The organism is Streptomyces sp. CNQ329, from assembly GCF_000482585.1.
In genome coordinates this window covers 85,194-112,112 of sequence record NZ_AXVU01000024.1, presented here as the reverse complement: position 1 = coordinate 112,112, position 26,919 = coordinate 85,194, and the positions used below count along the sequence as shown (strand labels likewise).

General features: G+C 73.5%; 24 protein-coding genes, 1 tRNA gene and 1 pseudogene. 9 read left to right on the top strand and 17 right to left on the bottom strand.

Annotated elements, in window-relative coordinates:
• The 3 genes from I003_RS0118040 to I003_RS0118030 form a co-directional block, all read left to right on the top strand.
• Positions 1-616, top strand: a 616-nt coding sequence (locus tag I003_RS0118040; protein WP_027772783.1) for an FGGY-family carbohydrate kinase, incomplete at its 5' end; no start/stop codon positions are given.
• Positions 617-621: 5 nt separating this feature from the next.
• Complete coding sequence (locus I003_RS0118035) at positions 622-2,244, top strand: glycerol-3-phosphate dehydrogenase/oxidase (RefSeq protein WP_027772782.1); 1,623 nt, start codon at positions 622-624, stop codon at positions 2,242-2,244.
• Between the two features lie 170 nt (positions 2,245-2,414).
• Positions 2,415-3,086 carry a FadR/GntR family transcriptional regulator gene (locus tag I003_RS0118030; RefSeq protein WP_027772781.1) on the top strand — a complete coding sequence of 224 codons (672 nt, stop codon included), beginning with the start codon at positions 2,415-2,417 and terminating at the stop codon, positions 3,084-3,086.
• Between the two features lie 48 nt (positions 3,087-3,134).
• On the opposite strand, the gene I003_RS0118025 is transcribed toward I003_RS0118030, so the two are convergent.
• From I003_RS0118025 to I003_RS0118000, 6 genes are all read right to left on the bottom strand, one after another.
• Positions 3,135-3,962 (bottom strand): amidohydrolase family protein, encoded by an 828-nt coding sequence (locus I003_RS0118025; protein ID WP_027772780.1) that lies wholly within the window; start codon positions 3,960-3,962, stop codon positions 3,135-3,137.
• A gap of 2 nt (positions 3,963-3,964) precedes the next feature.
• Positions 3,965-4,930, bottom strand: coding sequence for an aldo/keto reductase (locus I003_RS0118020; protein ID WP_027772779.1), 966 nt, complete (start codon positions 4,928-4,930; stop codon positions 3,965-3,967).
• A gap of 10 nt (positions 4,931-4,940) precedes the next feature.
• The gene (locus tag I003_RS0118015) at positions 4,941-5,990 is read right to left on the bottom strand and encodes an ABC transporter permease (RefSeq protein ID WP_486584269.1); all 1,050 of its coding nucleotides are present in this window, start codon (positions 5,988-5,990) and stop codon (positions 4,941-4,943) included.
• Between the two features lie 8 nt (positions 5,991-5,998).
• Positions 5,999-7,621, bottom strand: coding sequence for a sugar ABC transporter ATP-binding protein (locus I003_RS0118010; RefSeq protein ID WP_027772777.1), 1,623 nt, complete (start codon positions 7,619-7,621; stop codon positions 5,999-6,001).
• Between the two features lie 3 nt (positions 7,622-7,624).
• The gene (locus I003_RS0118005; protein WP_027772776.1) at positions 7,625-8,671 is read right to left on the bottom strand and encodes a sugar ABC transporter substrate-binding protein; all 1,047 of its coding nucleotides are present in this window, start codon (positions 8,669-8,671) and stop codon (positions 7,625-7,627) included.
• 121 nt (positions 8,672-8,792) lie between these two features.
• Entirely contained in the window at positions 8,793-10,112 is a 1,320-nt protein-coding gene (locus I003_RS0118000) for an enolase C-terminal domain-like protein (RefSeq protein ID WP_027772775.1), read from the bottom strand.
• A gap of 261 nt (positions 10,113-10,373) precedes the next feature.
• Between I003_RS0118000 and I003_RS32585 the strand changes: the two genes are divergently transcribed.
• On the top strand, positions 10,374-11,543 hold the full coding sequence (locus I003_RS32585) for a PAC2 family protein (RefSeq protein WP_078564138.1): 1,170 nt from the start codon (positions 10,374-10,376) through the stop codon (positions 11,541-11,543).
• Between the two features lie 18 nt (positions 11,544-11,561).
• Here the strand turns inward: I003_RS32585 and mshC are convergent, their stop codons facing one another.
• The 4 genes from mshC to I003_RS0117975 form a co-directional block, all read right to left on the bottom strand.
• Positions 11,562-12,791, bottom strand: coding sequence for a cysteine--1-D-myo-inosityl 2-amino-2-deoxy-alpha-D-glucopyranoside ligase (gene mshC, locus I003_RS0117990; RefSeq protein WP_027772774.1), 1,230 nt, complete (start codon positions 12,789-12,791; stop codon positions 11,562-11,564).
• A 123-nt stretch (positions 12,792-12,914) separates the two neighbouring features.
• Positions 12,915-13,805: an SCO1664 family protein gene (locus I003_RS0117985; RefSeq protein WP_051368314.1), complete on the bottom strand. Its 891-nt coding sequence runs from the start codon at positions 13,803-13,805 to the stop codon at positions 12,915-12,917.
• Complete coding sequence (locus I003_RS0117980; protein ID WP_027772772.1) at positions 13,769-14,359, bottom strand: DUF3090 domain-containing protein; 591 nt, start codon at positions 14,357-14,359, stop codon at positions 13,769-13,771. Before I003_RS0117980 ends, I003_RS0117985 begins: the two co-directional genes overlap by 37 nt.
• Before the next feature lie 85 nt (positions 14,360-14,444).
• Entirely contained in the window at positions 14,445-15,167 is a 723-nt protein-coding gene (locus tag I003_RS0117975; RefSeq protein WP_027772771.1) for a histidine phosphatase family protein, read from the bottom strand.
• A 56-nt stretch (positions 15,168-15,223) separates the two neighbouring features.
• Between I003_RS0117975 and corA the strand changes: the two genes are divergently transcribed.
• Entirely contained in the window at positions 15,224-16,219 is a 996-nt protein-coding gene (corA, locus tag I003_RS0117970) for a magnesium/cobalt transporter CorA (RefSeq protein ID WP_027772770.1), read from the top strand.
• Between the two features lie 33 nt (positions 16,220-16,252).
• Here the strand turns inward: corA and I003_RS0117965 are convergent, their stop codons facing one another.
• Together I003_RS0117965 and I003_RS0117960 are read right to left on the bottom strand one after the other, a co-directional pair.
• The gene (locus I003_RS0117965) at positions 16,253-17,044 is read right to left on the bottom strand and encodes a hypothetical protein (RefSeq protein WP_027772769.1); all 792 of its coding nucleotides are present in this window, start codon (positions 17,042-17,044) and stop codon (positions 16,253-16,255) included.
• Between the two features lie 225 nt (positions 17,045-17,269).
• Complete coding sequence (locus I003_RS0117960; protein WP_027772768.1) at positions 17,270-18,349, bottom strand: LLM class F420-dependent oxidoreductase; 1,080 nt, start codon at positions 18,347-18,349, stop codon at positions 17,270-17,272.
• Positions 18,350-18,473: 124 nt separating this feature from the next.
• Here I003_RS0117960 and I003_RS0117955 point away from each other — a divergent pair, with 124 nt between their 5' ends.
• Positions 18,474-19,481: an aldo/keto reductase gene (locus tag I003_RS0117955; protein WP_027772767.1), complete on the top strand. Its 1,008-nt coding sequence runs from the start codon at positions 18,474-18,476 to the stop codon at positions 19,479-19,481.
• Positions 19,478-21,952: a helix-hairpin-helix domain-containing protein gene (locus I003_RS0117950; protein ID WP_027772766.1), complete on the top strand. Its 2,475-nt coding sequence runs from the start codon at positions 19,478-19,480 to the stop codon at positions 21,950-21,952. Before I003_RS0117955 ends, I003_RS0117950 begins: the two co-directional genes overlap by 4 nt.
• Positions 21,953-22,034: 82 nt before the next feature.
• On the opposite strand, the gene I003_RS0117945 is transcribed toward I003_RS0117950, so the two are convergent.
• Positions 22,035-22,805 (bottom strand): hypothetical protein, encoded by a 771-nt coding sequence (locus I003_RS0117945; protein WP_199784317.1) that lies wholly within the window; start codon positions 22,803-22,805, stop codon positions 22,035-22,037.
• A gap of 47 nt (positions 22,806-22,852) precedes the next feature.
• On the opposite strand from I003_RS0117945, the gene I003_RS0117940 reads away from it, so the two are divergent.
• Positions 22,853-23,041, top strand: a complete 189-nt coding sequence (locus tag I003_RS0117940) for a DUF5703 family protein (RefSeq protein ID WP_027772764.1) — start codon at positions 22,853-22,855, stop codon at positions 23,039-23,041.
• A 171-nt stretch (positions 23,042-23,212) separates the two neighbouring features.
• Here the strand turns inward: I003_RS0117940 and I003_RS0117935 are convergent, their stop codons facing one another.
• The 3 genes from I003_RS0117935 to I003_RS0117925 form a co-directional block, all read right to left on the bottom strand.
• Positions 23,213-24,031 (bottom strand): chaplin family protein, encoded by an 819-nt coding sequence (locus I003_RS0117935; RefSeq protein ID WP_027772763.1) that lies wholly within the window; start codon positions 24,029-24,031, stop codon positions 23,213-23,215.
• A gap of 141 nt (positions 24,032-24,172) precedes the next feature.
• Positions 24,173-24,406 carry a chaplin gene (locus tag I003_RS0117930; protein ID WP_027772762.1) on the bottom strand — a complete coding sequence of 78 codons (234 nt, stop codon included), beginning with the start codon at positions 24,404-24,406 and terminating at the stop codon, positions 24,173-24,175.
• Positions 24,407-24,589: 183 nt separating this feature from the next.
• Positions 24,590-25,924: a M20/M25/M40 family metallo-hydrolase gene (locus tag I003_RS0117925; RefSeq protein WP_027772761.1), complete on the bottom strand. Its 1,335-nt coding sequence runs from the start codon at positions 25,922-25,924 to the stop codon at positions 24,590-24,592.
• A gap of 143 nt (positions 25,925-26,067) precedes the next feature.
• On the opposite strand from I003_RS0117925, the gene I003_RS0117920 reads away from it, so the two are divergent.
• Positions 26,068-26,155 (top strand) — tRNA-Leu (locus tag I003_RS0117920).
• A 343-nt stretch (positions 26,156-26,498) separates the two neighbouring features.
• Here I003_RS0117920 and I003_RS34925 read toward each other — a convergent pair.
• A pseudogene (locus tag I003_RS34925) lies at positions 26,499-26,855 on the bottom strand (FMN-binding glutamate synthase family protein); the annotation flags it as partial.
• Positions 26,856-26,919: the final 64 nt, after the last annotated feature.

Below are 26,919 nucleotides of genomic sequence, written 5' to 3'. Positions count from 1 at the left end.
GGCCGTCTACGCCCTGGAAGGATCCATCGCCATCACCGGCGCCCTGGTGCAGTGGATGCGCGACCAGATGGGCATCATCTCCACCGCCGCGGAAATCGAAACCCTCGCGCTGAGCGTCGAGGACAACGGCGGCGCCTACTTCGTACCCGCCTTCTCCGGGCTCTTCGCGCCCTACTGGCGCGATGACGCCCGCGGCGTCATCGCCGGCCTGACCCGCTACGTCACCAAAGCCCACCTGGCCCGCGCCGTCCTGGAAGCCACCGCCTGGCAGACCCGCGAAATCGTCGACGCCATGACCAAGGACTCCGGTGTCGAGCTGACCTCCCTGAAAGTCGACGGCGGCATGACCGCCAACAACCTGCTGATGCAAACCCTCGCCGACGTCCTCGACGCCCCCGTCGTACGGCCCCTGGTGGCCGAGACCACCTGCCTGGGCGCCGCCTACGCCGCCGGCCTGGCCGTCGGCTACTGGCCCGACACCGACGCCCTGCGCGCCAACTGGCGCCGCGCCGCCGAATGGACCCCCCGCATGGACGCCGAAACCCGCGAACGCGAATACAAAGACTGGCTCAAAGCAGTCCAGCGCACCATGGGCTGGGTCGAAGACAAGGAGTAGGGACGATGACTCTCCCGCAGACCGTCCCGGGGGCGATACCCGCGCTCGGGACACACCCGACGGCCGGCCGCACCCTGGGCCGAGCAGAGACCCGGGACCTGCTCGACCGGGCGACCTACGACCTCCTGGTCATCGGCGGCGGGATCCTGGGCACCTCGGTGGCCTGGCACGCCGCGCAGTCGGGGCTGCGGGTGGCGATGGTGGACGCCGGCGACTTCGCCGGCGCCACCTCGTCGGCGTCCTCCAAGCTCGTCCACGGCGGCATCCGCTACCTGCAGACCGGCGCGGTGAAGCTGGTGGCCGAGAACCACCATGAGCGCCGGGTGCTGGCCCGCGACGTGGCGCCGCACCTGGTCAACCCGCTCCCCTTCTACCTGCCGCTCTACAAGGGGGGCCCGCACGGCGCCGCCAAGCTCGGCGCCGGCGTCCTCGCCTACTCCGCGCTGTCCGCCTTCCGCGACGGCGTCGGGCACCTCATCACTCCCAGCCGGGCGGCCCGGAGCATCCCCGCGCTGCGTACCGAGGGGCTGAAGGCCGTCGCGGTCTTCGGCGACCACCAGATGAACGACTCGCGGATGGCGGTGATGACGGTGCGGGCCGCGGTCGGCGCCGGCGCCGTCGTCCTCAACCACGCCGAGGTCACCGGGCTGCGGTTCACCCAGGGCCAGGTGACGGGCGCGGACCTGCGGGACCGGCTCGGGGGCGCCGAGTTCGGCGTCAACGCCCGGCTGGTGCTCAACGCGACCGGGCCGTGGGTGGACCACCTGCGGCGCATGGAGGATCCCGCCGCCGCCCCCTCCATCCGGCTCTCCAAGGGCGCGCACATCGTGCTCAAGCGGCGGTCCCCGTGGCGCGCGGCGATGTCGACGTGGGTGGACAAGTACCGCGTCACCTTCGCGCTGCCCTGGGAGGACCAGCTTCTGCTGGGCACCACGGACGAGTCGTACGAGGGCGATCCCGCCGCCGTGCGCCCGACCGAGGCCGACATCGCGCAGATCCTCGACGAGGCGTCGCTGTCGGTGCGCGACGACGACCTGTCGCCCGACCTCGTGACCTACGCCTACGCCGGGCTGCGGGTGCTGCCGGGCGGTCCCGGCGGTACGGAGCAGGCCAAGCGGGAGACGGTCGTCACCGAGGGCGCCGGCGGGATGCTGTCGGTCGCCGGCGGCAAGTGGACGACGTACCGGCACATCGGCCGGATGGTGCTCGGCAAGCTCGCCAGGGAACACGGCGGAGCGATCGCCGAGGACATGCAGCCGGTGAAGGCCCTGGTACGGCACGCGCCGCTGCCGGGCGTGGCGAACCCCCACGCGGTCGCGCACCGGCTCCTCGTCGACCGCGACCCGGGTCACCGGATGGCCCCCGACACCGCCCGCCAGCTCGCCACGCACTACGGCTCGCTCTCTTTCGACATCGCCCGCCTGGTCAACGAGAACCCGGACCTGGGCGAGCGCATCCACCCCGACGGGCCCGAGATCTGGGCGCAGGTGGTCTACGCCCGCGACCACGAGTGGGCCGAGACGGAGGACGACGTGCTGCGCCGCCGTACGACGGTGACGATCCGCGGTCTGGACACCGCTGATGTACGGGCCCGGGTGCGGGAACTGCTCGCGCGCAAGCGGGACTGAGCGCCCGCGGCGTGCCGGCTGACCGAGGGGAGAGGCACCATGGGGGGCCTCTCCCCTCGTCCTTTTCCGCGCCCCAGGGGATTCACCGCCCTCCCCGGCTCCCCTCGCTCCGTACGCAGGCATAATGGAAGCGCGCAGACATCGGATGTCTGTGTCAGGGAGGGCACGAGATGGCGGTCACGGACGAGGCGATCGAGAAGATCAAGGGGATGATCGTCTCCGGCAAGCTGCGGCCGGGCGACCGGCTGCCCAAGGAGAGCGAGCTGGCGGCCGAACTCGGCCTGTCCCGCAACTCGCTGCGCGAGGCGGTGCGCGCCCTGGCGCTGATACGCATCCTCGACGTACGGCAGGGCGACGGCACCTACGTCACCAGCCTGGACTCCCAGCTCCTGCTGGAGGCCATGAGCTTCGTCGTCGACTTCCACCGCGACGACACCGTGCTGGAGCTGCTCGCCGTACGCCGCATCCTGGAACCCGCCGCGACCGCGCTGGCCTGCACCGGCATCGAGGAGCCGGAGCTGGACGCACTGGAGGAGGAGCTGGCGGAGCTGGGCCAGGACCCGTCGGTGGAGGAACTGGTCCGGGCCGACCTGGAGTTCCACCGCCGGATCGTGCAGGCGTCGGGGAACTCCGTGCTCAGCTCGCTGCTGGAAGGGCTGTCGGGGCCGACGGCCCGCGCCCGCATCTGGCGCGGCCTGACCCAGGAGGACGCGGTCCGGCGCACGCTCACGGAGCACCGGGCGATCCTCGACGCGATGCGCAGCCGGGACGCCGAGGCGGCGAGGTCGTGGGCGACGGTGCACATCGCGAGCGTGGAGCAGTGGCTGCGCCGGACGCTGTGACGCCGGGGTGCCGGCGCGTCACCGCTGGCACGGCCTGAGGCCCCGGTGTCAGTCCGGGAGGTACATCCGGCGGGCGTTGCCCCCGAAGAACGCCTCCCGCTCGTCCCCGGTCAGGTCCGCCACCGCCTCCTCGGCCAGTTCGACCACCCGCCCGTAGCCCGCCGCCAGCGTGCACACCGGCCAGTCCGAGCCGAACAGGATCCGCCCGGGACCGAACACGTCGATGACGTGCCGGGCGTACGGCAGCACGTCCGCCGGCCGCCAGTGCTCCCAGTCCGCCTGCGTGACCAGGCCGGACAGCTTGCAGCTCACGTTGGGCAGCCGCGCCAGCTCCGCGACGAGGTCCGCCCACGGCTGCCACTCCCCCGCCGCGATCTGCGGCTTGCCCGCGTGGTCGAGCACGAACCGGGTGTGCGGCACCGCGCGGGCCGCGGCGATCGCCGCCGGCAGCTCCCGCGGCGTCACCAGCAGGTCGTACACCAGGCCGCACTCCCCGGCCAGCCCCAGCGCACGCAGCACGTCCGGGCGCACCAGCCACCGCGGGTCGGGCTCGTCCTCCGCCTGGTGGCGCAGCGCCCCGAGCCGCGCGGGGGTACGGCGCAGGGTGTCCGCGTCCAGCCCGGGCGCGGTCAGGTCGAGCCAGCCGCAGACCAGCTCCACCGGCGGGCCCGGCTCCTCGCACAGCTCCAGCGTCTCCTCGTACGACGCCGAACTCTGCACCAGCACCGTGCCGTCGATGCGGTGCTCCGCCAGATGCGGCCCGAGATCGGCCAGCGTGAAGGTGCGCCGCAGCGGGTCGGCCCAGGAGCCGTCCATCCACGGCTGCGGGCGGCGGGTGATGTCCCACAGGTGGTGGTGGGCGTCGATGCGCGGCATGCTCAGCCTCCCGCGGCCGCGGGCAGCGGCAGGTCGGCGTCCAGCAGCCCGAGTTCGACGAGCGCCGGCCAGAGCGCGTCGGGGATGTCGTACGCGAACATCTCCGCGTTCTCCCGGACGTCCTCCGGCCGGGACGCGCCCGGGATGACGGAGACGACCGCCGGGTGCGCGAACGGGTAGCGCAGCGCCGCGGCCTTCAGCGGCACCCCGAACTCGCGGCACACCTCGCCGATCCCGCGCGCCCGCTCCACCACCTCGGCCGGCGCCTCGCGGTAGTGGAACCGGCCGCCGGGCCGCGGGTCGGCGAGCAGCCCGGTGTTGTAGACGCCGCCGACGACGACGGAGGTGCCGCGCCGTGCGCAGACGGGCAGCAGGTCGTCGTACGCGCTGCGCTCCAGCAGCGTCCAGCGGCCGGCGCACAGCACCACGTCGACGTCGAGGTCGGCGACGAGCCGGCCCAGGTGGTCGCTGAAGTTCATGCCGAAGCCGATGGCGCCGACGACCTTCTCCGCCTTCAGCTCCGCGAGCGCGGCGAAGGCGGTCTCGTACACCTGCGGCAGGTGGTTCTCGACATCGTGGAGGTAGGCGATCTCCACGCGGTCGAGCCCCAGCCGCTCCAGCGAGGACTCCAGCGTCGCCCGGATGCCGTCCCGGCCCAGGTCCCACACCCGGCCGCGCGCGGGGGTGTCGACGAAGTCGTGGGCGGGCTCGGTCTCGCCCGGGCCGAGGGGCCGGAGCCGCCGGCCGACCTTGGTAGAGACGGTGTAGGAGTCCCGCGGCCGGCCCGCGAGCGCACGGCCGAGGCGTTCCTCCGACAGCCCGACGCCGTAGTGCGGTGCGGTGTCGAAGTAGCCGTAGCCGTGCGCGAACGCGGTCTCGACGATCTCCGCCGCCGTGTCGTCCGGCATCGCCCGGTAGAGGTTGCCGAGGTTGGCGCAGCCGAGGCCGAGCCTGGGTATGGGGGGCATCCGCCGCCTCTCAGTCCTGTTTCTCGCCGCTGACGAACCGGGAAATGACCAGGGCCACGATGATGATCGCCCCGTTGAGGAACTTCGTCCACTCCGCGGGCACCCCCGCGAGCGTCATCACGTTGATGACGAGCTGGAGGGTCAGCACGCCGGTCAGGGCCCCGAAGAGGGTGCCGCGCCCGCCGCGCAGGCTGATGCCGCCGATGACCGCGGCGGCGAACACCTGGAAGATCATGTCCTTGCCCTGGCCGGCGGAGACCGAGCCGTAGTGGCCGGTGTAGAGCACGCCGGCGAAGGCCGCGAGCATGCCGCCGATGGCCAGGACGATCCAGGTGATGCGGTCGACGCGGATGCCCGCGGCGCGCGCGGCCTCGGGGTTGCCGCCGATGGCGTACAGCGCGCGCCCGTGCCGCAGGTAGCCGAGCACCAGGCCGCCGACGGCGTACAGGCCGAGGCAGACGTAGACGGCGGCGGGGACGCCGAGCCAGCTCTCCTTGCCGAGGTAGGCGAAGGACTCGGGCACCTCGATGATGGACTTGCCGCCCGTGATGCCCTCGTGCAGGCCGCGCAGCATGACCAGCATGCCGAGGGTGGCGATGAAGCCGTTGACTCTGAGCTTGAGGATGAGGAAGCCGTTGAAGAGGCCGATGGCGGCGCCGACGAGGAGGCACAGGAAGATCGACGTGCTGGACGGCAGCAGCTCGATGCCGGTGAACCGGCCGCCCTCGGCGGGCAGCACCAGCCAGAGCGCGATCACCGGCGCGACGCCGATCGTCGACTCCAGCGACAGGTCCATCCGGCCGCTGATGAGGATGAGGGCCTGGGCGAGGACCAGCAGCCCGAGTTCGGTGGACTGCTGGACGACGCCGATGAGGTTGTCGGACGTCAAGAACGCCGGCGAGACGATGAAGCCGATCACGCCGAGCACGAAGATGACGGGTACGAGCGAGAAGTCGCGCCAGCGGCCGAGGTCGATCTCCACCCCGCCGAGCTGCCACTGCGGCTTCTTCTCCACCGCCGCTCCGTCCTCGGCCGCCGCGGCCGGCGGCGCTGTCGACATAGGCCGTGTCATGCTTGCCGCCCCTCTTCCCACCGGTCCTGCCGGTCGGGCTCGTCTGGGTGGTCCGGCCGTTCCGGCCGGCCGCCCGGCTTGTCGCTCTGCTCGTGCTGCCCGGAGTGTCCGGGGGCAATGCCCTCCATGGCGGCCACCAGTTCCCGGTCGCTCCAGCCGCCGGCGAACTCCGCCACCACCCGCCCGTGGAAGAGCGCGAGCACGCGGTCGCAGACCCGCAGGTCGTCCAGTTCGTCCGAGACGATGACGGCGCCGCTGCCGCCTTCCGCCACCCGCCGGACGACGCCGAGCAGGGCGTCCTTGGACTTCACGTCGACGCCCGCGGTCGGCTTGATCGCCACCAGCACGCCGGGGTCCCGGGCGAGCGCGCGGGCGATCACGACCTTCTGCTGGTTGCCGCCGGACAGCCCGCCGACGTCCTGGCCGGGCCCGGAGGTCTTGATGTCCAGCGAGTCGATCATGCGCTGCGCGAACCGGCGGGTGCGCGAGGGCAGCACGGTGCCGTACGGGCCCAGTTGGTCGGCGACGGTGAGCGTGGCGTTCTCCGCGACGCTGCGGCCGGGCACCAGGCCCTGTTCGTGCCGGTCCTCCGGTACGTAGCCGATGCCGGCCTCCAGCGCGTGCGGCACGCTGCCCGTGCGGACGGCGGTGCCGCGTACCTCGACCCGGCCGCTGTCGGGCGCCCGCATGCCGACGAGGGTCTCGCCGATGGCCGTGTTGCCGCTCGCGGCGGCACCGGCCAGGCCGACGACCTCGCCGGCGCGCACGGCGAGGTCCAGTGGCTCGTACGCGCCGGCCACGGCCAGCGCATGCGCCCGCAGCACGGGCCCGGCGCCGCCGGCGTCCGTCGCCTGCCGCGGGAGCGCGGCCTGCCCCGCGGCGACGGGTCTCGCGCCCTCGCCGGTCATCGCCGCGACCAGGTCCTCCTTCGGCAGCCCGGAGACCGGCGCGGTGAGGATGTGCCGGGCGTCCCGGAAGACGGTGACCGTGTCACAGAGTTCGTAGACCTCCTGCAGGTGGTGGGAGATGAAGAGGAAGGCGACCCCCTGCCGCTGGAGTTCGCGCAGCTTGCCGAAGAGCCGGTCGATGCCGCCGGCGTCGAGCCGGGCGGTCGGCTCGTCGAGGATGATCAGCCGGGCGCCGAAGCTCAGCGCCCGCGCGATCTCCACGAACTGGCGCTGCTCGACGCCGAGGTCCTTCGCCCGCACGGCGGGGTCCACCTCCACGCCGTACGCCGCCAGCAGCTCGCGGGCGCGCGAGCGCAGCCGGCGCCAGTTGATGGCCCCGGTGCCGGTGAAGCGGTTGAGGAAAAGGTTCTCGGCGACCGTGAGATCGGGCACGATCATGAGCTTCTGGTAGACGCAGGCGACCTTGGTGCGCCACGCAGCCGTGTCGCCGAACGGCGGCGCGGGCTCGCCGGAGAAGGTGACCGTGCCCGCGTCGGGGCGCTCCATGCCGGTGAGCGCGGAGACCAGGGTCGACTTCCCGGCGCCGTTGCGGCCGACGAGGGCGTGCGCTTCGCCGGCCGCGACCTCCAGGCGCACGCCGTCGAGCGCGAGCGTGGGTCCGAAGCGTTTGACGACGCCGTCGGCGCGTACGACAGGGAGCGCCTCGGGCACGGCTCAGCCCTGCTTTTCGAGCTGGTTGGCCCACAGCTCGGGGTCGTCGACGTTCTCCTTGGTGACCAGCGGTGCGGGCAACTGGTCCTCCAGGCCGTTCGGGATCTTGACGATCTCCGACCCGTGGTCGGTCTTGCCCGGCTTGAACTCCTTGCCCTTCAGCGCCTGCTGGGCGTAGAAGAGGGCGTACTCGGCGTAGAGGTCGGCGGGCTGGGAGACGGTGGCGTCGATCTTCCCGGAGCGGATGGCGTCCAGTTCCTCGGGGATGCCGTCGTTGGAGACGATCGTGATGTGGCCCTCCTCGCCGGCGGGCTTGAGGAGGTTCTTCTGCTCCAGCAGAGCGAGGGTGGGCTGCAGGAAGGCGCCGCCGGCCTGCATGTAGATGCCGTCGATGTTCTTCTCCTTGGCCAGGACGCCCTGCAGCTTGGCGGAGGCGACGTCGCCCTTCCACTCGGTGGGCAGCTCGAAGACCTCGACGTCGGGGTACTTCTGGTCCATGCACTTCTTGAACGCCACCGAGCGGTCGCGGCCGTTGATGGAGGCCAGGTCGCCCTGGAACTCCACGACCTTGCCCTTGCCCTTCAGCTGCTCGCCCAGGTACTCGCACGCCTTGATGCCGTACGCCTCGTTGTCGGCCCGTACGACCATGTAGACCTCGCCCTTGTCGGGGCGGGTGTCGACGCTGACGACGGGGATGTCCTCCTCCGCCAGCCGCTCCAGGGTGGAGGCGACCGCGCCGGTGTCCTGGGGGGCCATGACGACGGCGTCGGCGCCCTGGTCGGTGAACGCCTGCACGTTGGCGACCAGCTTGCCGATGTCGTTCTGGGAATTGGAGATCGGCAGGGCGTCCACCACGCCGTCCGAGACACCCTTCTTCAGGTACTGGTGGTAGGAGTTCCAGAAGTCGGTGTCGGTGCGCGGCATGTCGATGCCGACCTGGCCGTCGGCGCCGGCCGCGTCGTTGCCGCGGTTGCAGGCGGCGAGCGGGGCGATGGCGAGGAGTGTGGTGCAGGCCGCGACGGCGGTCGTGCGGAGTCTGCGAGTCAGCATGGGAGTCCCGTCCCGTCGTTCGTCTCGGTGATGCGGCTGGGGGGTTCGGCTCGGGCCGCGGCGTGCCGGAGGGCCGGCCGCGCGGCGTGGGGTGTGGCGTGCGGTGCACCGGGCATGGGGCTCAGCTCCCCTGGTCCCGCTCGGCCACGGCCCGCCAGACGGGGCCGTCCGGGTAGCGGTGTGCGGCCAGCGACTCGGGGTGCATCCGCGCGGAGAAGCCGGGGGCCTCGGGCGCGCGGTAGCGGCCGTCCACGACGACGACCGGGTCTGTGAAGTGCTCGTGGAGGTGGTCGACGTACTCGATGACGCGGTCCTCGCGGGTGGCGGAGACGGCGACGTAGTCGAACATGGCCAGGTGCTGCACCAGTTCGCACAGGCCGACGCCGCCGGCGTGCGGGCAGACCGGGACGCCGTGCTTGGCGGCGAGCAGCAGGATGGCCAGGTTCTCGTTGACGCCGGCCACGCGGGCGGCGTCGATCTGCACGAAGTCGACGGCGCCGGCCTGGAGCAGTTGCTTGAACATCACGCGGTTGGCGACGTGTTCGCCGGTGGCGACCTTCACGGGCTGCCCGGCGCGCACGGCGGCGTGGCCGAGCACGTCGTCGGGGCTGGTGGGCTCCTCGATCCAGTGCGGCGCGTACGGAGCCAGGGCGGTCATCCAGCGCACGGCGTCGGCGACGTCCCAGCGCTGGTTGGCGTCCACGGCGATGCGTACGTCCGCACCGACGGCCTCGCGGGCGAGCCGCATGCGCCGTACGTCGGCGTCGAGGTCGTCGCCGACCTTCAGCTTGATCTGGCCGAAGCCCTCGGCGACCGCGGCCTTGGAGAGCTGCACGAGCTTGTCGTCGGAGTAGCCCAGCCAGCCGGGGGTGGTGGTGTACGCGGGGTAGCCCTCGGCGCGCAGCCGGGCGGCCCGCTCGGCGCGGCCGGGCTCGGCGGCGCGCAGCAGGGCCAGCGCGTCGTCGGGGGTGAGGGCGTCGGAGAGGTAGCGGAAGTCGACGAGGGAGACCAGTTCCTCGGGGGTCATGCGGGACAGGAACTCCCACACCGGCAGCCCGGCCTGCCGGGCGGCCAGGTCCCAGGCGGCGTTGACCACGGCACCCGCGGCCATGTGGATCACGCCCTTCTCCGGGCCGAGCCAGCGCAGTTGGGAGTCGCGGGTCAGGGCGTTGCACAGCTCGGCCAGCTCGGCGGCGGTGCCCGGTGCGGGGCGGCCCACGACGTACGGGGCGAGCGAGCGGATGGCGGCGGCGGTGACGTCGTTGCCGCGGCCGATGGTGAAGCAGAAGCCGTGCCCCTCGACGCCGGGGGTGTCGGTGCGGATCACCACGTACGCGGCGGAGTAGTCGGGGTCGGGGTGCATGGCATCCGACCCGTCGAGCTCCAGGGAGGTGGGGAAGCGGATGTCGGAGACGTCCACATCGGTGACAGTCGGTCGCATGCAGGCTTCCCTCACGTCTGGAACATCGGATCTTTCATCAGTCATCCGATGTATAGCCGGGTGGGCTTGCCAACGTCCAGAGGCAGTGAGTGATTTATCCGCATCGACGGGCCGCCAACCCTCCTCAAGGTGCACACCTCGGATGAATCGGTACTCGTGCCGTACGGGATACGGCTCGTCGGCGGGGAAGCCTTAGGCTGGGGGCCGCATGTCTCGGAGCATGGGGCCGCACGGGCCGTAACCGCCGGAAGGAGGCGCTGGGTGATCGAGCTGGAGGGGCTGCCCGAGCTGGTCGACCCGGTGATGATCTGCGCCTTCGAAGGCTGGAACGACGCCGGGGACGCCGCCTCCTCCGCGGTCGGCCATCTCGACCGGGAGTGGAAGGGCGACGTCTTCGCGTCGCTCGACGCCGAGGAGTACTACGACTTCCAGGTCAACCGGCCCACCGTCACCCTGCACGGCGGCGTGCGGAAGGTCACCTGGCCCACGACGCAGCTCTCCGCGGTACGGGTCGCGGACGCGGACGGCAAGGGCCACCCGCGGGACCTGGTGCTCGTCCGCGGCATCGAGCCCAGCATGCGCTGGCGCTCGTTCTGCAACGAGATCCTGGGCTTCGCCCACGAGTTGGGCGTCGAACTGGTCGTGCTGCTCGGGGCGCTCCTCGGCGACACGCCGCACACCCGGCCCGTACCGGTGACGGGAGTGACCTCGGATCCGGAGCTGGCCGAGTCGATGGACCTGGAGGAGACCCGCTACGAGGGTCCGACGGGGATCGTCGGCATCCTCCAGGAGGCGTGCACGCACGCGGGCCTGCCGACCGCCAGCCTGTGGGCCGCGGTGCCGCACTACGTCTCCCAGCCGCCGAACCCGAAGGCCACGCTGGCGCTGCTCAACCGGCTCGACGACCTGATCGGCGTGCGCATCCCGCTCGGCGAGCTGTCCGAGGACGCGCGGGCCTGGCAGGTGGGCGTGGACCAGTTGGCGGCGGAGGACAGCGAAGTCGCCGAGTACGTGCAGACGCTGGAGGAGGCGCGCGACACGGCGGAACTGCCCGAGGCGACGGGCGAGGCGATCGCCCGCGAGTTCGAGCGCTATCTGCGGCGCCGCGACCCGGGCGCGGGACCGTACCTGCGCGATCTGTCCGGCCCTCAGCCGCTCGCGGAGCGGGACGAGCCGCGCGGGCCGCGGGCGCCGGAGGAGGGCGACGAGGACCACGGGGCCGGCGACGGCACGGACGCGGGACGGGACGCCGCGGAGCCGAAGGACGACGCCACCGGCGAGGGCGACACCGGCTCCGCCGAGGACGCCCAGGACTCCGAGGACACGGACCGGGCCGCCGGCGACGACGGCGCCCCCGGCGGCAGTGCCCCGGACGGCGACGGGCGCCCCGGACGCGACGACACCGACGGCGGGGCCGGCGACACGCACTGACGCCCGCCGTCGGTTCGGCTACAGCGCCACGCCCAGCAGCGCGTCCACCGCCCGCGAGACCACCCCGGGCGCGCCTGTGTCCGTACCGCCTCCGGAGCGCTGCAGCGCCACCCAGCGGTCCACCGCGGCCAGCGCCGCGGGTGAGTCCAGGTCCTCCGCCAGCGCGTCGCGGATCTCCTCCACGAGCCCTTCCGCGGGCGGCCCCTCCGGCCGGGAGACGGCGTCCCGCCAGCGCGCCAGCCGCTCCTCCGCCTCCGCCAGCCCGTGAGCGGTCCACTCCCAGTCCGTGCGGTAGTGGTGGGCGAGCAGCGCGAGCCGTACGGCCACGGAGTCGACGCCGTCGCGGCGCAACTGGGAGACGAAGACGAGGTTGCCCCTGGACTTCGACATCTTCTCGCCGTCGAGGGCGACGAGCCCGGAGTGCACGTACGCGCGGGCGAAGGGGAACGCGCCGGTCAGCACCTGGGCGTGGGAGGCGCCCATCTCGTGGTGCGGGAAGATCAGGTCGCTGCCGCCGCCCTGCACGTCGAAGGTCATGCCGAGGTGGTCCAGCGAGATGGCGACGCACTCGATGTGCCAGCCGGGCCGGCCGCGGCCCAGGGAACCGCCGTCCCAGCTCGGCTCGTTCTCCCGCTCGGCGCTCCACAGCATCGGGTCGAGCGGGTTCTTCTTGCCTGGACGGCCGGGGTCACCGCCGCGCTCGGCCGACAGCTCCCGCATGGTGGCGGCGTCGAATCCGGAGACGGAGCCGAAGCGGGGGTCGGATTCGACCGAGAAGTAGACATCGCCGTCGAGGTCGTAGGCCGCGCCGGCGCCGAGCAGCCGCTCCACGAGGGGCACGATGCGCGGTATCGCCTCCACCGCGCCGACGAACTCGCGCGGCGGCAGATTCCGCAGGGCCGTCATGTCGTCGCGGTACAGATCCGTCTCGCGGTCGGCGAGCTCGGTCCACTCCTCGCCCGTCTCGGCGGCCCGGACGAGCAGCGGGTCGTCCACGTCCGTGACGTTCTGGACGTAGTGGACCTGCCGCTTGTTGTCCAGCCAGACGCGCTGCACGAGGTCGAACGCGGTGTAGGTGGCCGCGTGACCCATGTGGGTGGCGTCGTAGGGAGTGATGCCGCAGACGTAGATGCGGGCCTCCGGGCCGGGATCGAGGGTGACGAGCCCTCCGGTCGCGGTGTCGTGGAGGCGGAGGTCGCGGCCGGTGCCGGGTAGCACCGGGACCTCGGGGGCGGGCCAGGCATGCATGTAAACGAGCGTAACCGCCGGTTGCCTGGTGAAACGACCGGGGCGGTACCGGCTCGCGGTTTCGGACGGGGGTGGGAGGATTCGTACGCAATACGCCCCGGGGGGAGCCGGACGCGGCCGGGCTCAGACCGGTGGCCAGGGGATGGCCGGCCACTCGCCGCTGGGTTCCGGGTGCCGCCCGGCGGCCAGCAGCGCGGCCGTACGGGCGCGCAGCGCGGCCACCTCCGCCGGGGTGATCAGCGGCGCCAGCCGGGCGGCCAGCGGGCCGCCGGCGGCGAGGCCGTCCGCGAGCCGGCGCAGCACGGCGACGGCCTCGGCGGGCAGCGGCTCGCCGGCCCAGCCCCAGAGCAGGGTGCGCAGCTTGTCGTCGGTGTGGAACGTCACACCGTGGTCGATGGCGTAGAGCCGGCCGGCGGGGGCGGGGAGCAGATGACCGCCCTTGCGGTCGCCGTTGTTGATCACGGCGTCGAGGACGGCGAGCCGGCGCAGCCGGGCGTCGTCGGCGTGCACGAGCAGCGCGGGGCGGCCCTCGCCGGTCTCGGCGAAGCCGACGGCCTTCCAGCCGGGTCCCGGTTCGTCACCCTCGACGAGGGCGAGCAGATCGGCCCCGGCCGGCGCCGCGCCGTCCGGATCGCCGGCGCCGTCCGGGTCCGCCTCGTCCGCGGAGGGGATCCAGAGCTGGCACATGCCCTCGCCGAACGGCCCGTCGCGCAGCACCGTCGGGGGCACCAGCCCCCAGCCGGTGGCCTCGGAGACCTCGTACGCCGCGACCTCGCGCTGGGCCAGCGTGCCGTCCGGGAAGTCCCACAGCGGCCGCTCCCCCGCGACCGGCTTGTACACGCACTCCGCCGTGCGCCCGGCGTGCGCGACGGTGCAGAACAGGACCGCGTTCGACGCACCCCGGATGCGCCCGGCGACGGTCAGCTCGCCGCGGGTGAGCAGCGCGCGGGCCTCGTCGGGCGCCAGGGCGAGCGGGCTCACTCCCCCCGGCGGTATCCGTTCTGGCGCGGACATACGTGTCCCTCCGGGTCGAGCGGCAGACTGCACAGCGGGCAGGGCGGCCGGCCGGCGTTCACCACGTCGTTCGCCCGCTTGGCGAAGGCACGCGCCATCTGCCCGGTGAGGCGGACGCGCAGCATCGGCGGGCCGTTCTCGTCGTCCTGCAGCAGCGCCTCCTCGGCCGCCGCCAGGTCCTCGTCGGAGTCCGCGTCCAACTCGACCAGGGCCTGCGCCTCGACGACCATGCGCTCGCTCTCCGCGTCCCACGCCAGCGCCATCGTGCCGACCCGGAACTCCTCCTCGATGGGGGCGTCCAGAGGCGCGGTGTCCGACAGCTCGGCGGGGGCGACGGCGGGCACGTCGCTGGTGCCGCCGCTGCGCCGCACCACCTCGTCGAGAAGTTCGTCGATCCGCTGGGCCAGGGCGGACACCTGCGCCTTCTCCAGCGCGACGCTGGTGGTGCGGCCGGCCTTGGACGCCTGGAGGAAGAAGGTGCGGCGTCCCGGCAGCCCGACCGTGCCGGCCACGAAGCGGTCCGGCGGGTCGTAGAAGTAAACCTCACGCGGCACGTGCTGCTCCGATTACTCGACTCCTGAACGGGATCCTCTGCGGGCCCGATCCGACCACCCTACTGCGCGAGCTGATCATCGGGGATCAACCGGCTCCAGCACCGCCGCCCACCTCCGCGGCGGACGCGCCGGCCGCCGTGTCCGTCCCCGCGTCCGCCTCCGGCCCGGCCGGTGGCGGGGGCGCGAGGCCGTCGAGCCCGCCGGTGTCGCCGAGGCGCAGCAGGAAGGGCCGCAGCGGGGTGTAGCGGATCGCGGTGACGGAGGCGGGGCCGACGGCGATGCGCTGGAAGAGGTCCAGATGCATCCCGAGGGCGTCCGCCACCACGGACTTGATGACGTCGCCGTGACTGCACATCACGTACAGCGCCTCCGGGCCGTGCTCGGCGGTCACGGTGGCGTTCCACTCCCGGACCGCCTCGACGGCGCGCGCCTGCATCGCGCGCATCGTCTCGCCGCCGGGGAACCCGGCCGCCGACGGGTGCTGCTGCACGGTGGCCATCAGCGGGTCCTCCGCCAGCTCGGCCAGCTTGCTGCCGGTCCACTCGCCGTAGTCGCACTCGTTCAGCCGCTCGTCCACGTGCACCGGCAGGTGGGGGCGGCCGGCGAGCAGCGGCTTCAGCGTCTCGCGGCAGCGTTCGAGCGGGCTGGTGACGACGGCGGCCGGCGCCAGGGCGGCCAGCCGGGCGGGCAGCGCGGCGGCCTGCTCGGCGCCGCGCTCGTCCAGCCCGACGCCCGGGCTGCGGCCGGCGAGCACCCCGTCCACGTTGGCCGTGGACCGTGCGTGCCGGAGCAGGAGGAGGGTGGCCATGCCAGCCAGCGTACGTCCTGCGCGACAGCCGCCACGGTTCGGGAAAGAATGGCGGTGTGATCGTCGACTCCGCGCTGTACCGGCACGGCCGGCGCGTCCCCGCGCCCGCGGACGTCCCGGCCCTGCTGGCGCAGGCCCGTGCGGACGAGGACACCTTCTGCTGGATCGGGCTCTTCGAGCCGTCACGCGAGGAGTTCGACGCCCTCACCCACGGGCTCGGCCTGCATCCGCTCGCGGCGGAGGACGCGGTCACGGCGCACCAGCGGCCGAAGCTGGAGGTGTACGACGCGGCGCTGTTCCTCGTCCTCAAGCCCGTGCTCTACGACGACCGCACGGACACCATCACCGTGAGCGAGATCAACACCTTCGTGGGTGACTCGTTCGTGGTCACCGTGCGGCACGGCGAGACGAACCCGCTCGGCCAGGTGCGGGCCCGGCTGGAGCGGCAGCCGGACGTGCTGGCGCACGGGCCGACGGCGGTGGTGTACGCGGTCTGCGACTCCGTCGTCGACCACTACCTCGACGTCGCCGACGACTTCCACACCGACCTGGAGGAACTGGAGGCGGAGGTCTTCCGGCCGAGCGGCCGCGACCCCGGCCGCTCGGCGGGGCGCATCTACGACCGCAAGCGGCAGGCGCTGGAGTTCCGCCGCGTCACCGGTCCGCTGGCCGAGCCCGTCAGCCGGCTGGCGGGGGCCGGGCTGCCGTTCGTCAACGAAAAGGCGCGGCCCTTCTTCCGCGACGTCGCCGACCATCTCACCCGCGTCAACGAGCATGTCGAGAACATCGACCGGCTGCTGTCCGACATCCTCGCCGCGCATCTGGCGCGGGTGGGGGTGCAGCAGAACGACGACATGCGCAAGATCTCCGCGTACGCCGCGATGGCCGCGGCACCGACCGTCATCGGCAGCATCTACGGGATGAACTTCGACCACATGCCTGAGCTGCACTGGACGCTGGGGTATCCGGCGGTGCTGCTGCTGATGGCGTCGGTGGTGCTGTCGCTGTACGTGTTCTTCCGCCGGCGCGGCTGGCTGGGCAACGGGCGCTGAGGGCCGCGGTCTCCCCCGCGCCTGCCGTTCGCGTCAGGCGAACTCGGCCGCGGCGCGCGGCGGGGGCCCGCCGAGGGCGTCCCGGCGCTCCGGCATCCGCAGCGAGACCATCCGCCGCCAGCCGCCGGCGCGTTCGTACGCGTACACGCACTCGATGCCCGCGGACAGCAGCGCGCGTCTGCCGCGCGACCACTTCAGGATCCGCCCCATGTGCCCCATCACCGCGTGGCTGACGTCCCGGTAGACCCGGATCTCCGCGAGCGCCGCCTCGCGCAGCGCGGCCTTCACCCGCCTGCCGTGGCCCCGCGCGGCCATGCCGAGCAGCTCCTCGTGGCAGTACGCGAGATGGTTGTCCTCGTCGTGGGAGATCATCCGCACCGCACGGCCGATGCCCGGATGGTCGCCGAAGTACTTGAGGAGCATCCGCATCTGGTCCGACGCCCGCTGCTCGGTGACCCTGCTGTGCGCGAGGTAGGTGATGATGTCGGACTCGGTGAGCTGACGGTCGCGGCGCAGCTGGTCGTGGGCGAGGCCGATGCCGATGCCCTCCAGCAGCATCGTGTAGTCGGTCTCCCCGGGGACCTCCACCGCCTCCAGGCCGCGCTTCTTCATCAGGGCGTGGAAGATGCGGCCGTGCTTGTCCTCGTCGGCGCCGTGCCGGGCCACCTTGGGGGCCAGCTCCCGGTAGGAGTCCGGGACGAGGACGGAGATCCGGGCGTTCTCCCAGCCTCCCTGGGCCTCCCCGGCGGCGGCGATGGAGCAGAACAGCCGGAAGCTGTCGTCGTTGTCGAGGATCTCCTGGTACAGGTCCTTGGCCGAAAGCATGTCACCGTCGCCTTTCACCGCCGGAATACACCCGTATCCGAGTGAATGACGGCAATGCGCATGACGCAACACCCGCGGTGCGCACCCTCCGCCATGTGGGCGATCCCGTAACCGATGCGGGCGCGGCGCGTTGGGTGGAGTGGCGGCCGTGGCGGGGAGGGTCCCGAGCCCCCGTCACGGCCGCGGAGCCGCCCGTTCCCTGCTCAGCGGTGTTGCACCGCGGGCTCAGGCGAGGCCCGCGCGCTCCAGCGCCTCCACCCCGGCCCGTACGCCGGCGATGCGTTCCTCCCGCGTGAACCCGGAGGGCGCCAGCGACAGGGACGTCACCCCCGCCTCGGCGTACGCGCGCATCCGGTCCGCGATCCGCTCCACCGGGCCGATCAGCGTGGTGGCGTCGATCAGCTCCTGCGGCACGGCGGCGGCAGCGGCGGCCTTGTCGCCGGAGAGGTAGGCGGACTGAATCTCGGCGGCCTCGCGCTCGTACCCCATCCGCCCGGCGAGCCGGTTGTAGAAGTTCTGCTTGGCGCTGCCCATGCCGCCGACGTACAGGGCCGTGTACGGGCGGAAGACGTCGGCGAGAGCGGCCACGTCGTCCCCCACGGCCATGGGGACCGTGGGCACGATGTCGAAGCCCTCCAGGGCCTTGCCGGCCTTCGCGCGCCCGGCGCGCAGGTGGCGCAGGGTGGTCTCCTCGGCGTGCTCCGGCGAGTAGAAGACGAGCAGGGCGCCCTCGGCGATCTCGCCGGTCTGCTCCAGGTTCTTCGGCCCGATGGCGGCGATGTAGACGGGGATGTGCTCGCGGACGGGGTGCACGGTCAGCTTGAGCGGCTTGCCGGGGCCTCCCCCGGAGCCTCCGTCCTGGGTGGTACCCCCGGGCAGCGGCAGCGTCCAGTGCTCGCCCGCGTACGACAGCCGCTCGCGCGAGAGCGCCTTGCGCACGATCTCCACGTACTCGCGGGTGCGGGCGAGCGGCTTGCCGAACTCCACCCCGTACCAGCCCTCGGAGACCTGCGGCCCGGAGACGCCGATGCCGAGGCGGAAGCGGCCCTCGGTGAGGGCGTCGAGGGTGGCCGCGGTCATCGCGGTCATGGCGGGGGCGCGGGCCGGGATCTGGAAGATCGCCGAGCCGACGTCGATGCGCTCGGTCCTGGCGGCGACCCAGCTCAGCACGGTGGCCGCGTCGGAGCCGTACGCCTCGGCCGCCCAGCACACCTCGTAGCCGAGGCGGTCGGCCTCCTGCGCGACGGCGAGGTTGTCGGCGTCCATGCCGGCGCCCCAGTAGCCGAGGTTGATCCCGAGCCGCATGCGGGCCTCCCTGCTCTCCGGCGTCACGCGCCGAGGTGTCGTACCGGTGGGTAATATTTCTCTGCGACTCTAGCGTGACCGTCCCCCACCGCGCAGCGCGCCGTCCCCAGTAACCTCAACGCCCATGGAGCACAGGCAACTCGGCCGCACCGGCCTTCGCGTCTCCCGCATGGGACTGGGCACCCTCACCTGGGGGCGGGACACCGGAGAGCCCGAGGCGGCCGGACTGCTGAAGACGTTCTGGGAGGCCGGCGGGACCCTCGTCGACACCGCGGACGTGTACGCCGACGGCGGCGCGGAGTACCTGCTGGGGCGCCTGCTGGGGAGCCTCGTACCGAGGCGGGACATCGTCGTCGCCACGAAGGCGGGCAGCGTGCCCGACCCCGAGCGCCGCTTCGACGCCTCCCGGCGGCACCTGCTCGGCGCGCTCGACGCCTCCCTGGAGCGGCTCGGCACCGACTACGTCGACCTGTGGCAGGTGCACGCCTTCGACCCGTACACGCCGCTGGACGAGACCCTGCAGGCCCTCGACACCGCCATAGCGAGCGGCCGGGCGCGCTACGCGGGGGTGAGCAACTTCAGCGGCTGGCAGCTCGCCAAGGCCGCGACCTGGCAGCTCGCCGGCGCCGCGGGCGGCGGCGCGGGCGCGGTGGGCGGCCGGAGCCGGCTGGCGTCGACGCAGATGGAGTACTCGCTGCTGCAGCGCGGGGTGGAGCGGGAGGTGCTGCCGGCGGCGCTGGACCTGGGCGTGGGGCTGCTGCCGTCGTCGCCGCTCGGCCGCGGCGTCCTGACCGGCAAGTACCGCGACGCCACGCCCCCGGGCTCGCGCGGCGCCTCGGAGCACCTGGCGCCGTTCGTCGCGCCGTACCTGGACGAGGAGGCGAGCCGGGTGGTCGACGCGGTCGCCACGGCGGCGGACGGCCTGGCGGTGACGCCGCTGGAGGTGTCGCTCGCGTGGGTACGGGACCGGCCGGGGGTGGCCGCGCCGCTGGTGGGGGCGCGCAACGCCGAGCAGTTGTCGGCCGCGTTGTCGGTGGAGGGTCTTACGCTTCCTGACGAGATCTGCCAGGCGCTGGACGACGTGTCGGCGCCCGTGCACCGCTATCCCGATCAGGACTGGAGCACGCTGTGAACGACGCACGGGAATCCGCGGAACCGGCGGCCGGGGAGGGCACGGGACCGGGGACGACGGGTGCGGGTCCCGGCGCGTCCGGGGGACGCGCCGGGACCGGCGGCGGCGCACGGCCCGGTGGGAGCGCGGAGCCGGGCGGGACCGCCCCGGACGCGGGGACCCGCGGATCCGGTGAGCAGCCGGAGGACCCGGCGCGCACCGGGACCGGGGGCCCGGAGGACGGCGGCGGGGGCGGGGAGGACGGCGGCGGGGGCGGGAAGCGGTCACGTCGGGCCTCCGTGCCCGTCGCGAGCGGGGCGGCGCTGACCGGAAAGGCGGCGGAGCTGCTGGCCGCCGTACGGGCCGTGGAGAGCGGCGAGCGTGACGCCGCCGCGTTCTTCCCCGCTCCCGCGCGGACGCCCGCCCCCCGGCCCGTGCGGAGCGCTCCGGCGGCGGAGACGAGCGCGGCGCCAAAGGCCCCGGCCGGGGCCGGGCTCACGGACGGCCCCGGGCAGGGGCAGCCGGTTCGTCCGGCGGAGCCGAGCGCGGAGGCGGTGGCCGCCGTACGGCAGTTGCTCGCCGGCGCGGGCGCGCCAGAAGAGCCGGCGGCCCGCGTCGCGGGGTATGTCGGCGAGGGCGCGGCGGAGTTGCTCCGTACGGACCCGTGGCAGTTGCTCGCGGTGCCGGGCGTACGGCCCTCGCAGGCGGACGAGTTCGCCCGCGGGCTGCTGGAGTCCGCGGAGCCCGGCGACGAGCGCCGGGTGGAGGCGCTGGTGGGCTGGCTGCTGGCGCAGGCGGCCCTCAGGGGGCACACGGCGCTGGAGTTCCCTGCGCTGGCGAAGGCCCTGTCCGGATACGGGGTGCCGGACGCCGAGGAGGCGCTGCGCGAGGCGGCGTCGGCGGGCGGCGTGCTGGTCTTCGAGGAGCGCGAGGAGCCGCCCGCGGCGGCACCCGGCCCGCAGGACCCGCAGGAGGGCGAGGAGGAGGTCCCCGTACGCCTCCTGCTCGGCCTGGAGCGGTACGCGATGGCGGAGGAAAGTCTCGCGGACGGCCTGTCCCGGCTCGTCAACACGTTCACGCCGCCGGCGGGCCCGGCCGCGGACGGCGGCGACGCGGACGGCCCGGCGAGCGGCGGGGCCGGAGCGGAGGGCCCCGGGACGCCGGCCGGCCCGTACGGCGCCCCGGGCGGTCCCGGCGGCAGCGGCGCCCCGTACGGCCCGCCGGACGGGGACACGGGCGGCCTCCGGGCCGTGGCCGCAGACGCGTGGGAGGCCGCGGCGGGCGCCGCGCCCTCACCCTCCGCCGCCGAGCTGATCCGTGCCGCCGCGGGCAGCGGGCTCGTGCTGCACAGCGGCGGCGAGGCCGCCCGCGCGGAACCGGCGGCGCTGGTCGCCGCGGCCCGCGCCCTGGGGCTGCGTGCGTACGCGGCGGCCCACACCGACGACGGCCGCACCCGCCTGGCCGCCCTGCTCGCCGCGGTGGCCCCCGGGCCGGATGCGCTCGCCGTGGCGGACAGCTCCGTACCCGGCACGGACCCGGCCGCCGGAGCCGTGACCGTGCGCGGGCTGCTCGCGGGGAGGGAGGGCCCCGGGCGCGACGCGGACGGGCTGCTCGGGGTGGACGTGCTGGCGGTGCTGGATGCGCCGCAGCTCGACGCCGAAGCCGCCGCCGCCCTCGTCGAGGCGTTGCCCGACGGCGCGCGGCTGGTCCTCAGCGGAGACCCGGGACTGCTGGAGTCCGCCGGCCCCGGCCGGGTCTTCGCCGACGTCGCCGCCGCGCGGGTCTGCCCGCGGGTGACGTCCCGCACACCCGACCCCGGTCCGATCGGCGAGCTGGTCTCCGGCGTCGGCGCCGGCGAGCTGCAGGCCGTGGCGGCCCCGGGCAAGGAGGTGGTGATCGTCCCGGTGCAGGACCCCGGCGAGGCGGTCCACCGCACCGTGCAGCTCGTCGCCGACTCCGTCCCGCGCGCTCTCGGGGTGCCCGCCGCGGACACGCAGGTGATCGCCGTGGGCCACGGCGGCGCCGCCGGCACCCGGGTGCTGAACGCGGCGCTCAAGGAACGGCTGAACCCCGGCCCCGGCGCGTTCGGCGGCTTCGACGCGGGCGACCGCGTCGTCTACGTCCCCGCCCCCGGCACCGCCGTGCCCGGCCTGGTCACCTCCGGTGACGACGCCGGGCTGCACCTCGACTGCGGCGGCACCGCGGTCGTCGTCCGGCCGGACCGGGTCGCCGAGGCCGTGCGGCACGGGTGGGCCCTGACCGCGCACCAGGCGGCGGGACGGCGCTGGCCCGCCGCGGTGGTCGTCGTGCCAGGGGACGCGGAGGCGGCGCTGAGCCGCGCGTGGGCGTACACGGCGTTCAGCCGGGGCGAGCGGCACCTGTCCGTCGTGCACGGCGCGGGCCCCGCGCTGGCCCGGCGCCTCGCGGAGGTGCCGGCCCCGCGGCGCACGACGCGGCTGCGGGGCCTGCTGGAGGCCCAGACCCGCGCCTGACGCGGCACGGACGGCGGGGCGGACGGGAGCTACCCCGGAACGGACGAAGGCCCGGCGCTTCGGCGCCGGGCCTTCGGTCCGATCAGCGGCCGGTGTCCACCGGCTCCAGTTCGTCGTCGCCGTCATCGAGATCGTCGAGGTCGTCGAGCACGTCGCGCCCGGCCCGCTGCCGCACCTCGGCGTCCGGGGCCTCGTCGTCGATGTCCGCGTCGTCCTCCGCGTCGAAGTCCAGCTCGTCGTCGAACGACGCGCTGACGTCGAAGCGGCAGATGACCAGCTCGGGGTCGACCTGGTCGAACGGCGCCGAGAGCCACTCCCCCGGCTCCGCCGGCTCCTCCGCCGCGGCGACCCACACCGCGGAGTCGCCCTCGGAGAGGCCGAACTCCCGGTGCCGGGAGGCGATCTCGTCGGGTTCGAACTCACCGAAGAGCACCCCGACGGCCGCCGTCAGGCTGCTGCCCACGGCTTCCCCGTCGTCGGCGTCCTCCACGCCCGCGACATCCGGGTCGAGGTCGGCGATGCGCTGTGCCTGAGCCAGCAGCCGGTGCGGCTCCGCCACGGTGTAGTCCCGGCGGATGAGGACGCTGAGCGCCCCCGGCTCGTCGGGCCCGGTGTAGGCGGGCAGCGTGTCGCTGCTGGGGATCTCGAAGGGGGTCACTTCGTCGTGGACCTCGTACAACACCTCGTCGTACGCCTCGGCTGCCGCTGCCAGCTCCTCGAAGGCGGCATAGACGGCGGAGCCCTCCTCGCCCGACCGGCGCTCGACCGCTTCGAGGTGGCGGTCGATCGCGGCTTTCAGCACCGACGCGGCGGCGCGTACCTCGGCAGCCGTAGGCTGCGCAGCATCAGACATAGTGCAGACGCTATCCGGAGCGAGGCACTTTCCGCACAATGGATGCGATGCCGGAATACGAGTTTCGTGATGTCTATGTGCCGCGGGGCGTCTCCCGGACCGCTGCGGCAAGGCTGCTGACCGACCAAGCCGAGTACGGGCACTGGGAGTTGCACCGGCTCAGGCTGTATCCCGACGGCAGTCGCAGGGCGCGGCTGCGACGCCGGATCATCAGACAGGTACGAGCGACGTGGTGAGCCCGGCGGATCTCTGTCCGCCACCGATAACAGGCCGCTGACCTGCGGTTTCTCTATGCCCCGCCCGGGCCGGCACCGAAGGTGCCGGGCGGGGCGGGGACGGCGAAGGGGCGGGTCCGCCTCACGGACCCGCCCCCTGCCGTCGGCTACCGCTTCAGGCCGCCGCGGTGATCATGCCGCGGACGCGCGAGCGCGGCGGTAGAGGACCGCGCCGCCCAGCAGCAAGCCGCCGCTGATCGGGATGATCGCTCCCATCGGGATGTCGGAACCGGTCTCCGCGAGCTGCTCCGTGACCGGCGCGGCCTGCGTCTCGTGGTTCGGCGTGTGCGGCCGTACCTCGGGCCGGTCCACCGGCTTTTCGGGGGTGTCCGGCACGTCGGGCCGATCCGGCTTGTCCGGCGTCGGCTCGTCGTGCTTGGGCGGCGTGGGGGTGCTGTCGTTGGCGCACTCGTTGCCGAACGCGGCGTTGCCGAGGCCGACGACGTTGGCGGAGTTGCCGCACAGGTTCACCGGCACGTCCACGGGCACCTGCACGGCGTTGCCCGAGAGCACGCCCGGGGACTGCACCGCGGCGCCCTGGGCCTGGGCGCCGCCGCCGGTGTCGTTGCCCCCGGTCCGGCCGTCCGTCCGGTCATCGGTCCGGCCGGAGGCGGGCTGACCGCCGGTGGCCTGACCACCGGTCCGGTCGCCGGCCTGGTCGGCGGTCCGGTCGCCGGTGGCGTAGCCGCCGCCGGTCCCCGTGCCGCCGCCGTTGACGCACTTGTTGCCGAACGCGGGGTTGAGCGCCCCGCCGACGTTCACCGTGTTGCCGCACGCGTTCACCGGTACGTGCACCGGCACCTGCACCGTGTTGCCGGAGGCGACGCCGGGGGAGTTCGTCGCGACGCCCTCGGCGCCCGCGTCCGCCTGCGCGGCCGCAGCACCTGCGGCGACCAGCATTCCGCCTGCGGCGGCGATGGTGAACAGGCCCTTCCTTGCGACATGTCGCATGGGTCTTTCCTGCCTTCTGAGCTCTGAGTACACGAGCGGCCGGGCCGTCCCCGTCCCGCTCGTCCAAAAGCCCGTCCGGCCCCGGAGCGCTGCTCCGCGCTCCGGGGCCGTACGGTCACAACCCTTACTGGAGGTTCAACGTCACTTGTTGACGCAGGTGTTGCCGAACGCCGGGTTCAGCAGACCGATCACGTTGACGGTGTTGCCGCAGGCATTCACGGGGACGTGAATGGGGGCCTGCACGACGTTGCCGGAGAGCACCCCCGGGGACTGCACCGCAGCCCCCTGGGCGCCCGCGTCAGCGGCGGCGACGCCTGCGCCGGCAAGCACGAGACCGCCCGTGGCGGCCGCCGCGGCGACAACCTTCTTGATCATTCTTCCTCCTCGTTGACGGTGCGGCCCCAGCAGCGGACCGCACCCAATGCAACGACGAGGCAGGTATCGAGCCACGCGCCGCTCGCGCCATTCACCCTATTCAGTCCCATGAGCACGGATGACCGATTCGGCGGCGTACGCCCTCCGCCCGCGACCGCGCCTCCGTCGCGGAGAACCCCCAGCTCAGCAGGCGTCGAGGAACCGGTCCAGAACCCGGACACCGAACTGCAGGCCCGCGACCGGCACCCGCTCGTCGACGCCGTGGAACATCCCGGCGAAGTCCAGCTCCGGCGGCAACTGCAGCGGCGCGAAGCCGAAGCAGCGGATGCCGAGGTCGTCGAAGGACTTGGCGTCGGTGCCGCCGGAGAGGCAGTACGGCACGGCGCGCGCGATCGGATCCTCGGCCTTCAGCGCCGTCGACATGGCCTCGACCAGCGCCCCGTCGAAGGTGGTCTCCAGCGCCCTGTCCGCGTGCACGTCCTCGCGCGTGACCCGCGGGCCGAGGATGCGGTCGAGGTCCGCGAGGAACTCCTCCTCGTGCCCCGGCAGGAAGCGGCCGTCGACGTGCGCGGTCGCCTGCCCGGGGATCACGTTCACCTTGTAGCCGGAGCCGAGCATGGTGGGGTTGGCCGTGTTGCGCAGGGTGGCGCCGATGATCTTCGCGATGCCGCCGAGCCGGGCGAGGGTGGCGTCCATGTCCTCGGGGTCCAGCTCGACGCCGAGGGCGTCGCCGAGCTCGTCGAGGAAGCCGCGTACGGACTTGGTCAGCCGCACCGGGAACTCGTGCCGCCCCAGCCTGGCCACCGCCTCGGACAGCTCGGTGATGGCGTTGTCACGGTTGGTCATCGAGCCGTGCCCGGCGGTCCCGTCGACCGTCAGGCGCATCCAGTGCATGCCCTTCTGCGCGGTCTCGATGAGATACAGCCGCACGTCCTCGTTCACAGTGAACGAGAAGCCGCCGACCTCCCCGATGGCCTCGCTCACCCCCTCGAACAGCTCCGGCTTCGTGTCCACCAGGTGCCGGGCCCCGAAGAGCCCGCCGGCCTCCTCGTCGGCGAGGAAGGCCAGCACGACGTCCCGCGGGGGCTTACGCCCGGCGCGCAGCCGCTCACGTACGACGGCGAGGGTCATGGCGTCCATGTCCTTCATGTCCACCGCCCCCCGCCCCCAGACGCAGCCGTCGGCGATCTCGCCGGAGAAGGGGTCGTGGGTCCAGTCGGCGGCGTTGGCGGGCACGACGTCGAGGTGCCCGTGGATGAGCAGCGCGGGCCGCGAGGAGTCCTCGCCCTCGATCCGCGCCACGGTCGACGCCCGCCCCGGGTGCGACTCGAAGATCTCCGGCTCCAGCCCCACCTCGGCCAGCTTCTCCGCCACGTACTCCGCGGCGGCCCGCTCCCCCGGCCCGGAGTGATCGCCGTAGTTGCTGGTGTCTATCCGGATCAGCTCGCGGCAGAGGTCGACGACCTCGCTCTCCGCGCGCTCGACGGTGCTGCCACGGGCGTTCTCCGGCTGGCTCACGATGCCTCCCTGGCACGTTCGGGGTCCACGCCCCATCCTGCCCCGCCGGGCCCCCCGACCCAACCCGGAGGGTGATCGCGGCGGTCCCCGGGTTTGCTAGGGTGTACCCGTCGCGGCGGGCCACACCCGCGCGGCGCCCACTGGTCCAGGTGGCGGAATGGCAGACGCGCTAGCTTGAGGTGCTAGTGCCCGTATTAGGGCGTGGGGGTTCAAGTCCCCCCCTGGACACCAGCCTTCTCCCCAGGTCGAGGTCCTTCGGGACGTGGCCTTCGCTTCCAGCTCACCATGACGAGGACTTCTCCGGGAGAGTCCGGCGTTGTGATCACGGCGTGGTTCTCCTCCCGGCCATCGCGCACGCCGGAACTCCGGGCGTCCTGAGCGACTGCCTCGGCACTCCGCGCCTGGAGCGACGGTGCCTCTCGCGACGAGAAGCGGGGCGGCGCCGGCTTCCAGCGCCTTCCGGTACGGAGAGCTGCGGGCGGGCCGGGGCCTTCAGACAGTGAAGCGGTCCGGGTCGGCCGCCGCCCAGTCCGCGGCCCAGGCCCGGGGCGGGTCGGCCAGGAGCTGCCCGGGAGCCGGGGGCCTCCACGTCGCGCTCCGTGCCGAAGGGCTCCTCGGCGTCCGTGCCCTTGGCCCGCTCGTAGACGATGCTGCGAACGTTGCGGTCGAAGGGGCGGCCGTCGAAGTTCCGCTCGATGAAGTACTGCTGCATCTCGGGACGGAGCTTTTCCAGCAGGAAGCGCAGATGGCCCACCAGCGGGTAGTTCCGCAGCACCGAGTGGCGGCGCTGGAGCACGTCCCACACGCCGAGCGCCGTGAGCGCCAGCAGTACGCCCGCGGCCGGCCACCACCCGCCCGAGACCAGCGTCGCGGCGAAGGTGCACCCGATGGCGGCCACGACGACGGCGGCGAAGAAGCTCGTCCTCTTCATACGCGGTCCATAGGACCACGGCCGCGAGCCGGCGGAGACGCGGGCACGCCAGCGGCGGCGGCAA

What these genes read in the sequence shown, in the direction of transcription:
- I003_RS0118035 (WP_027772782.1), top strand. Translation starts at nt 622, where the DNA reads ATGACTCTCCCGCAGACCGTCCCGGGGGCGATACCCGCGCTCGGGACA.
- I003_RS0118030 (WP_027772781.1), top strand. Translation starts at nt 2,415, where the DNA reads ATGGCGGTCACGGACGAGGCGATCGAGAAGATCAAGGGGATGATCGTC.
- I003_RS0118025 (WP_027772780.1), bottom strand. Translation starts at nt 3,962, where the DNA reads ATGCCGCGCATCGACGCCCACCACCACCTGTGGGACATCACCCGCCGC.
- I003_RS0118020 (WP_027772779.1), bottom strand. Translation starts at nt 4,930, where the DNA reads ATGCCCCCCATACCCAGGCTCGGCCTCGGCTGCGCCAACCTCGGCAAC.
- I003_RS0118015 (WP_486584269.1), bottom strand. Translation starts at nt 5,990, where the DNA reads ATGTCGACAGCGCCGCCGGCCGCGGCGGCCGAGGACGGAGCGGCGGTG.
- I003_RS0118005 (WP_027772776.1), bottom strand. Translation starts at nt 8,671, where the DNA reads ATGCTGACTCGCAGACTCCGCACGACCGCCGTCGCGGCCTGCACCACA.
- I003_RS0118000 (WP_027772775.1), bottom strand. Translation starts at nt 10,112, where the DNA reads ATGCGACCGACTGTCACCGATGTGGACGTCTCCGACATCCGCTTCCCC.
- mshC (WP_027772774.1), bottom strand. Translation starts at nt 12,791, where the DNA reads ATGCATGCCTGGCCCGCCCCCGAGGTCCCGGTGCTACCCGGCACCGGC.
- I003_RS0117985 (WP_051368314.1), bottom strand. Translation starts at nt 13,805, where the DNA reads ATGTCCGCGCCAGAACGGATACCGCCGGGGGGAGTGAGCCCGCTCGCC.
- I003_RS0117975 (WP_027772771.1), bottom strand. Translation starts at nt 15,167, where the DNA reads ATGGCCACCCTCCTCCTGCTCCGGCACGCACGGTCCACGGCCAACGTG.
- I003_RS0117965 (WP_027772769.1), bottom strand. Translation starts at nt 17,044, where the DNA reads ATGCTTTCGGCCAAGGACCTGTACCAGGAGATCCTCGACAACGACGAC.
- I003_RS0117960 (WP_027772768.1), bottom strand. Translation starts at nt 18,349, where the DNA reads ATGCGGCTCGGGATCAACCTCGGCTACTGGGGCGCCGGCATGGACGCC.
- I003_RS0117955 (WP_027772767.1), top strand. Translation starts at nt 18,474, where the DNA reads ATGGAGCACAGGCAACTCGGCCGCACCGGCCTTCGCGTCTCCCGCATG.
- I003_RS0117945 (WP_199784317.1), bottom strand. Translation starts at nt 22,805, where the DNA reads ATGTCTGATGCTGCGCAGCCTACGGCTGCCGAGGTACGCGCCGCCGCG.
- I003_RS0117940 (WP_027772764.1), top strand. Translation starts at nt 22,853, where the DNA reads ATGCCGGAATACGAGTTTCGTGATGTCTATGTGCCGCGGGGCGTCTCC.
- I003_RS0117935 (WP_027772763.1), bottom strand. Translation starts at nt 24,031, where the DNA reads ATGCGACATGTCGCAAGGAAGGGCCTGTTCACCATCGCCGCCGCAGGC.
- I003_RS0117930 (WP_027772762.1), bottom strand. Translation starts at nt 24,406, where the DNA reads ATGATCAAGAAGGTTGTCGCCGCGGCGGCCGCCACGGGCGGTCTCGTG.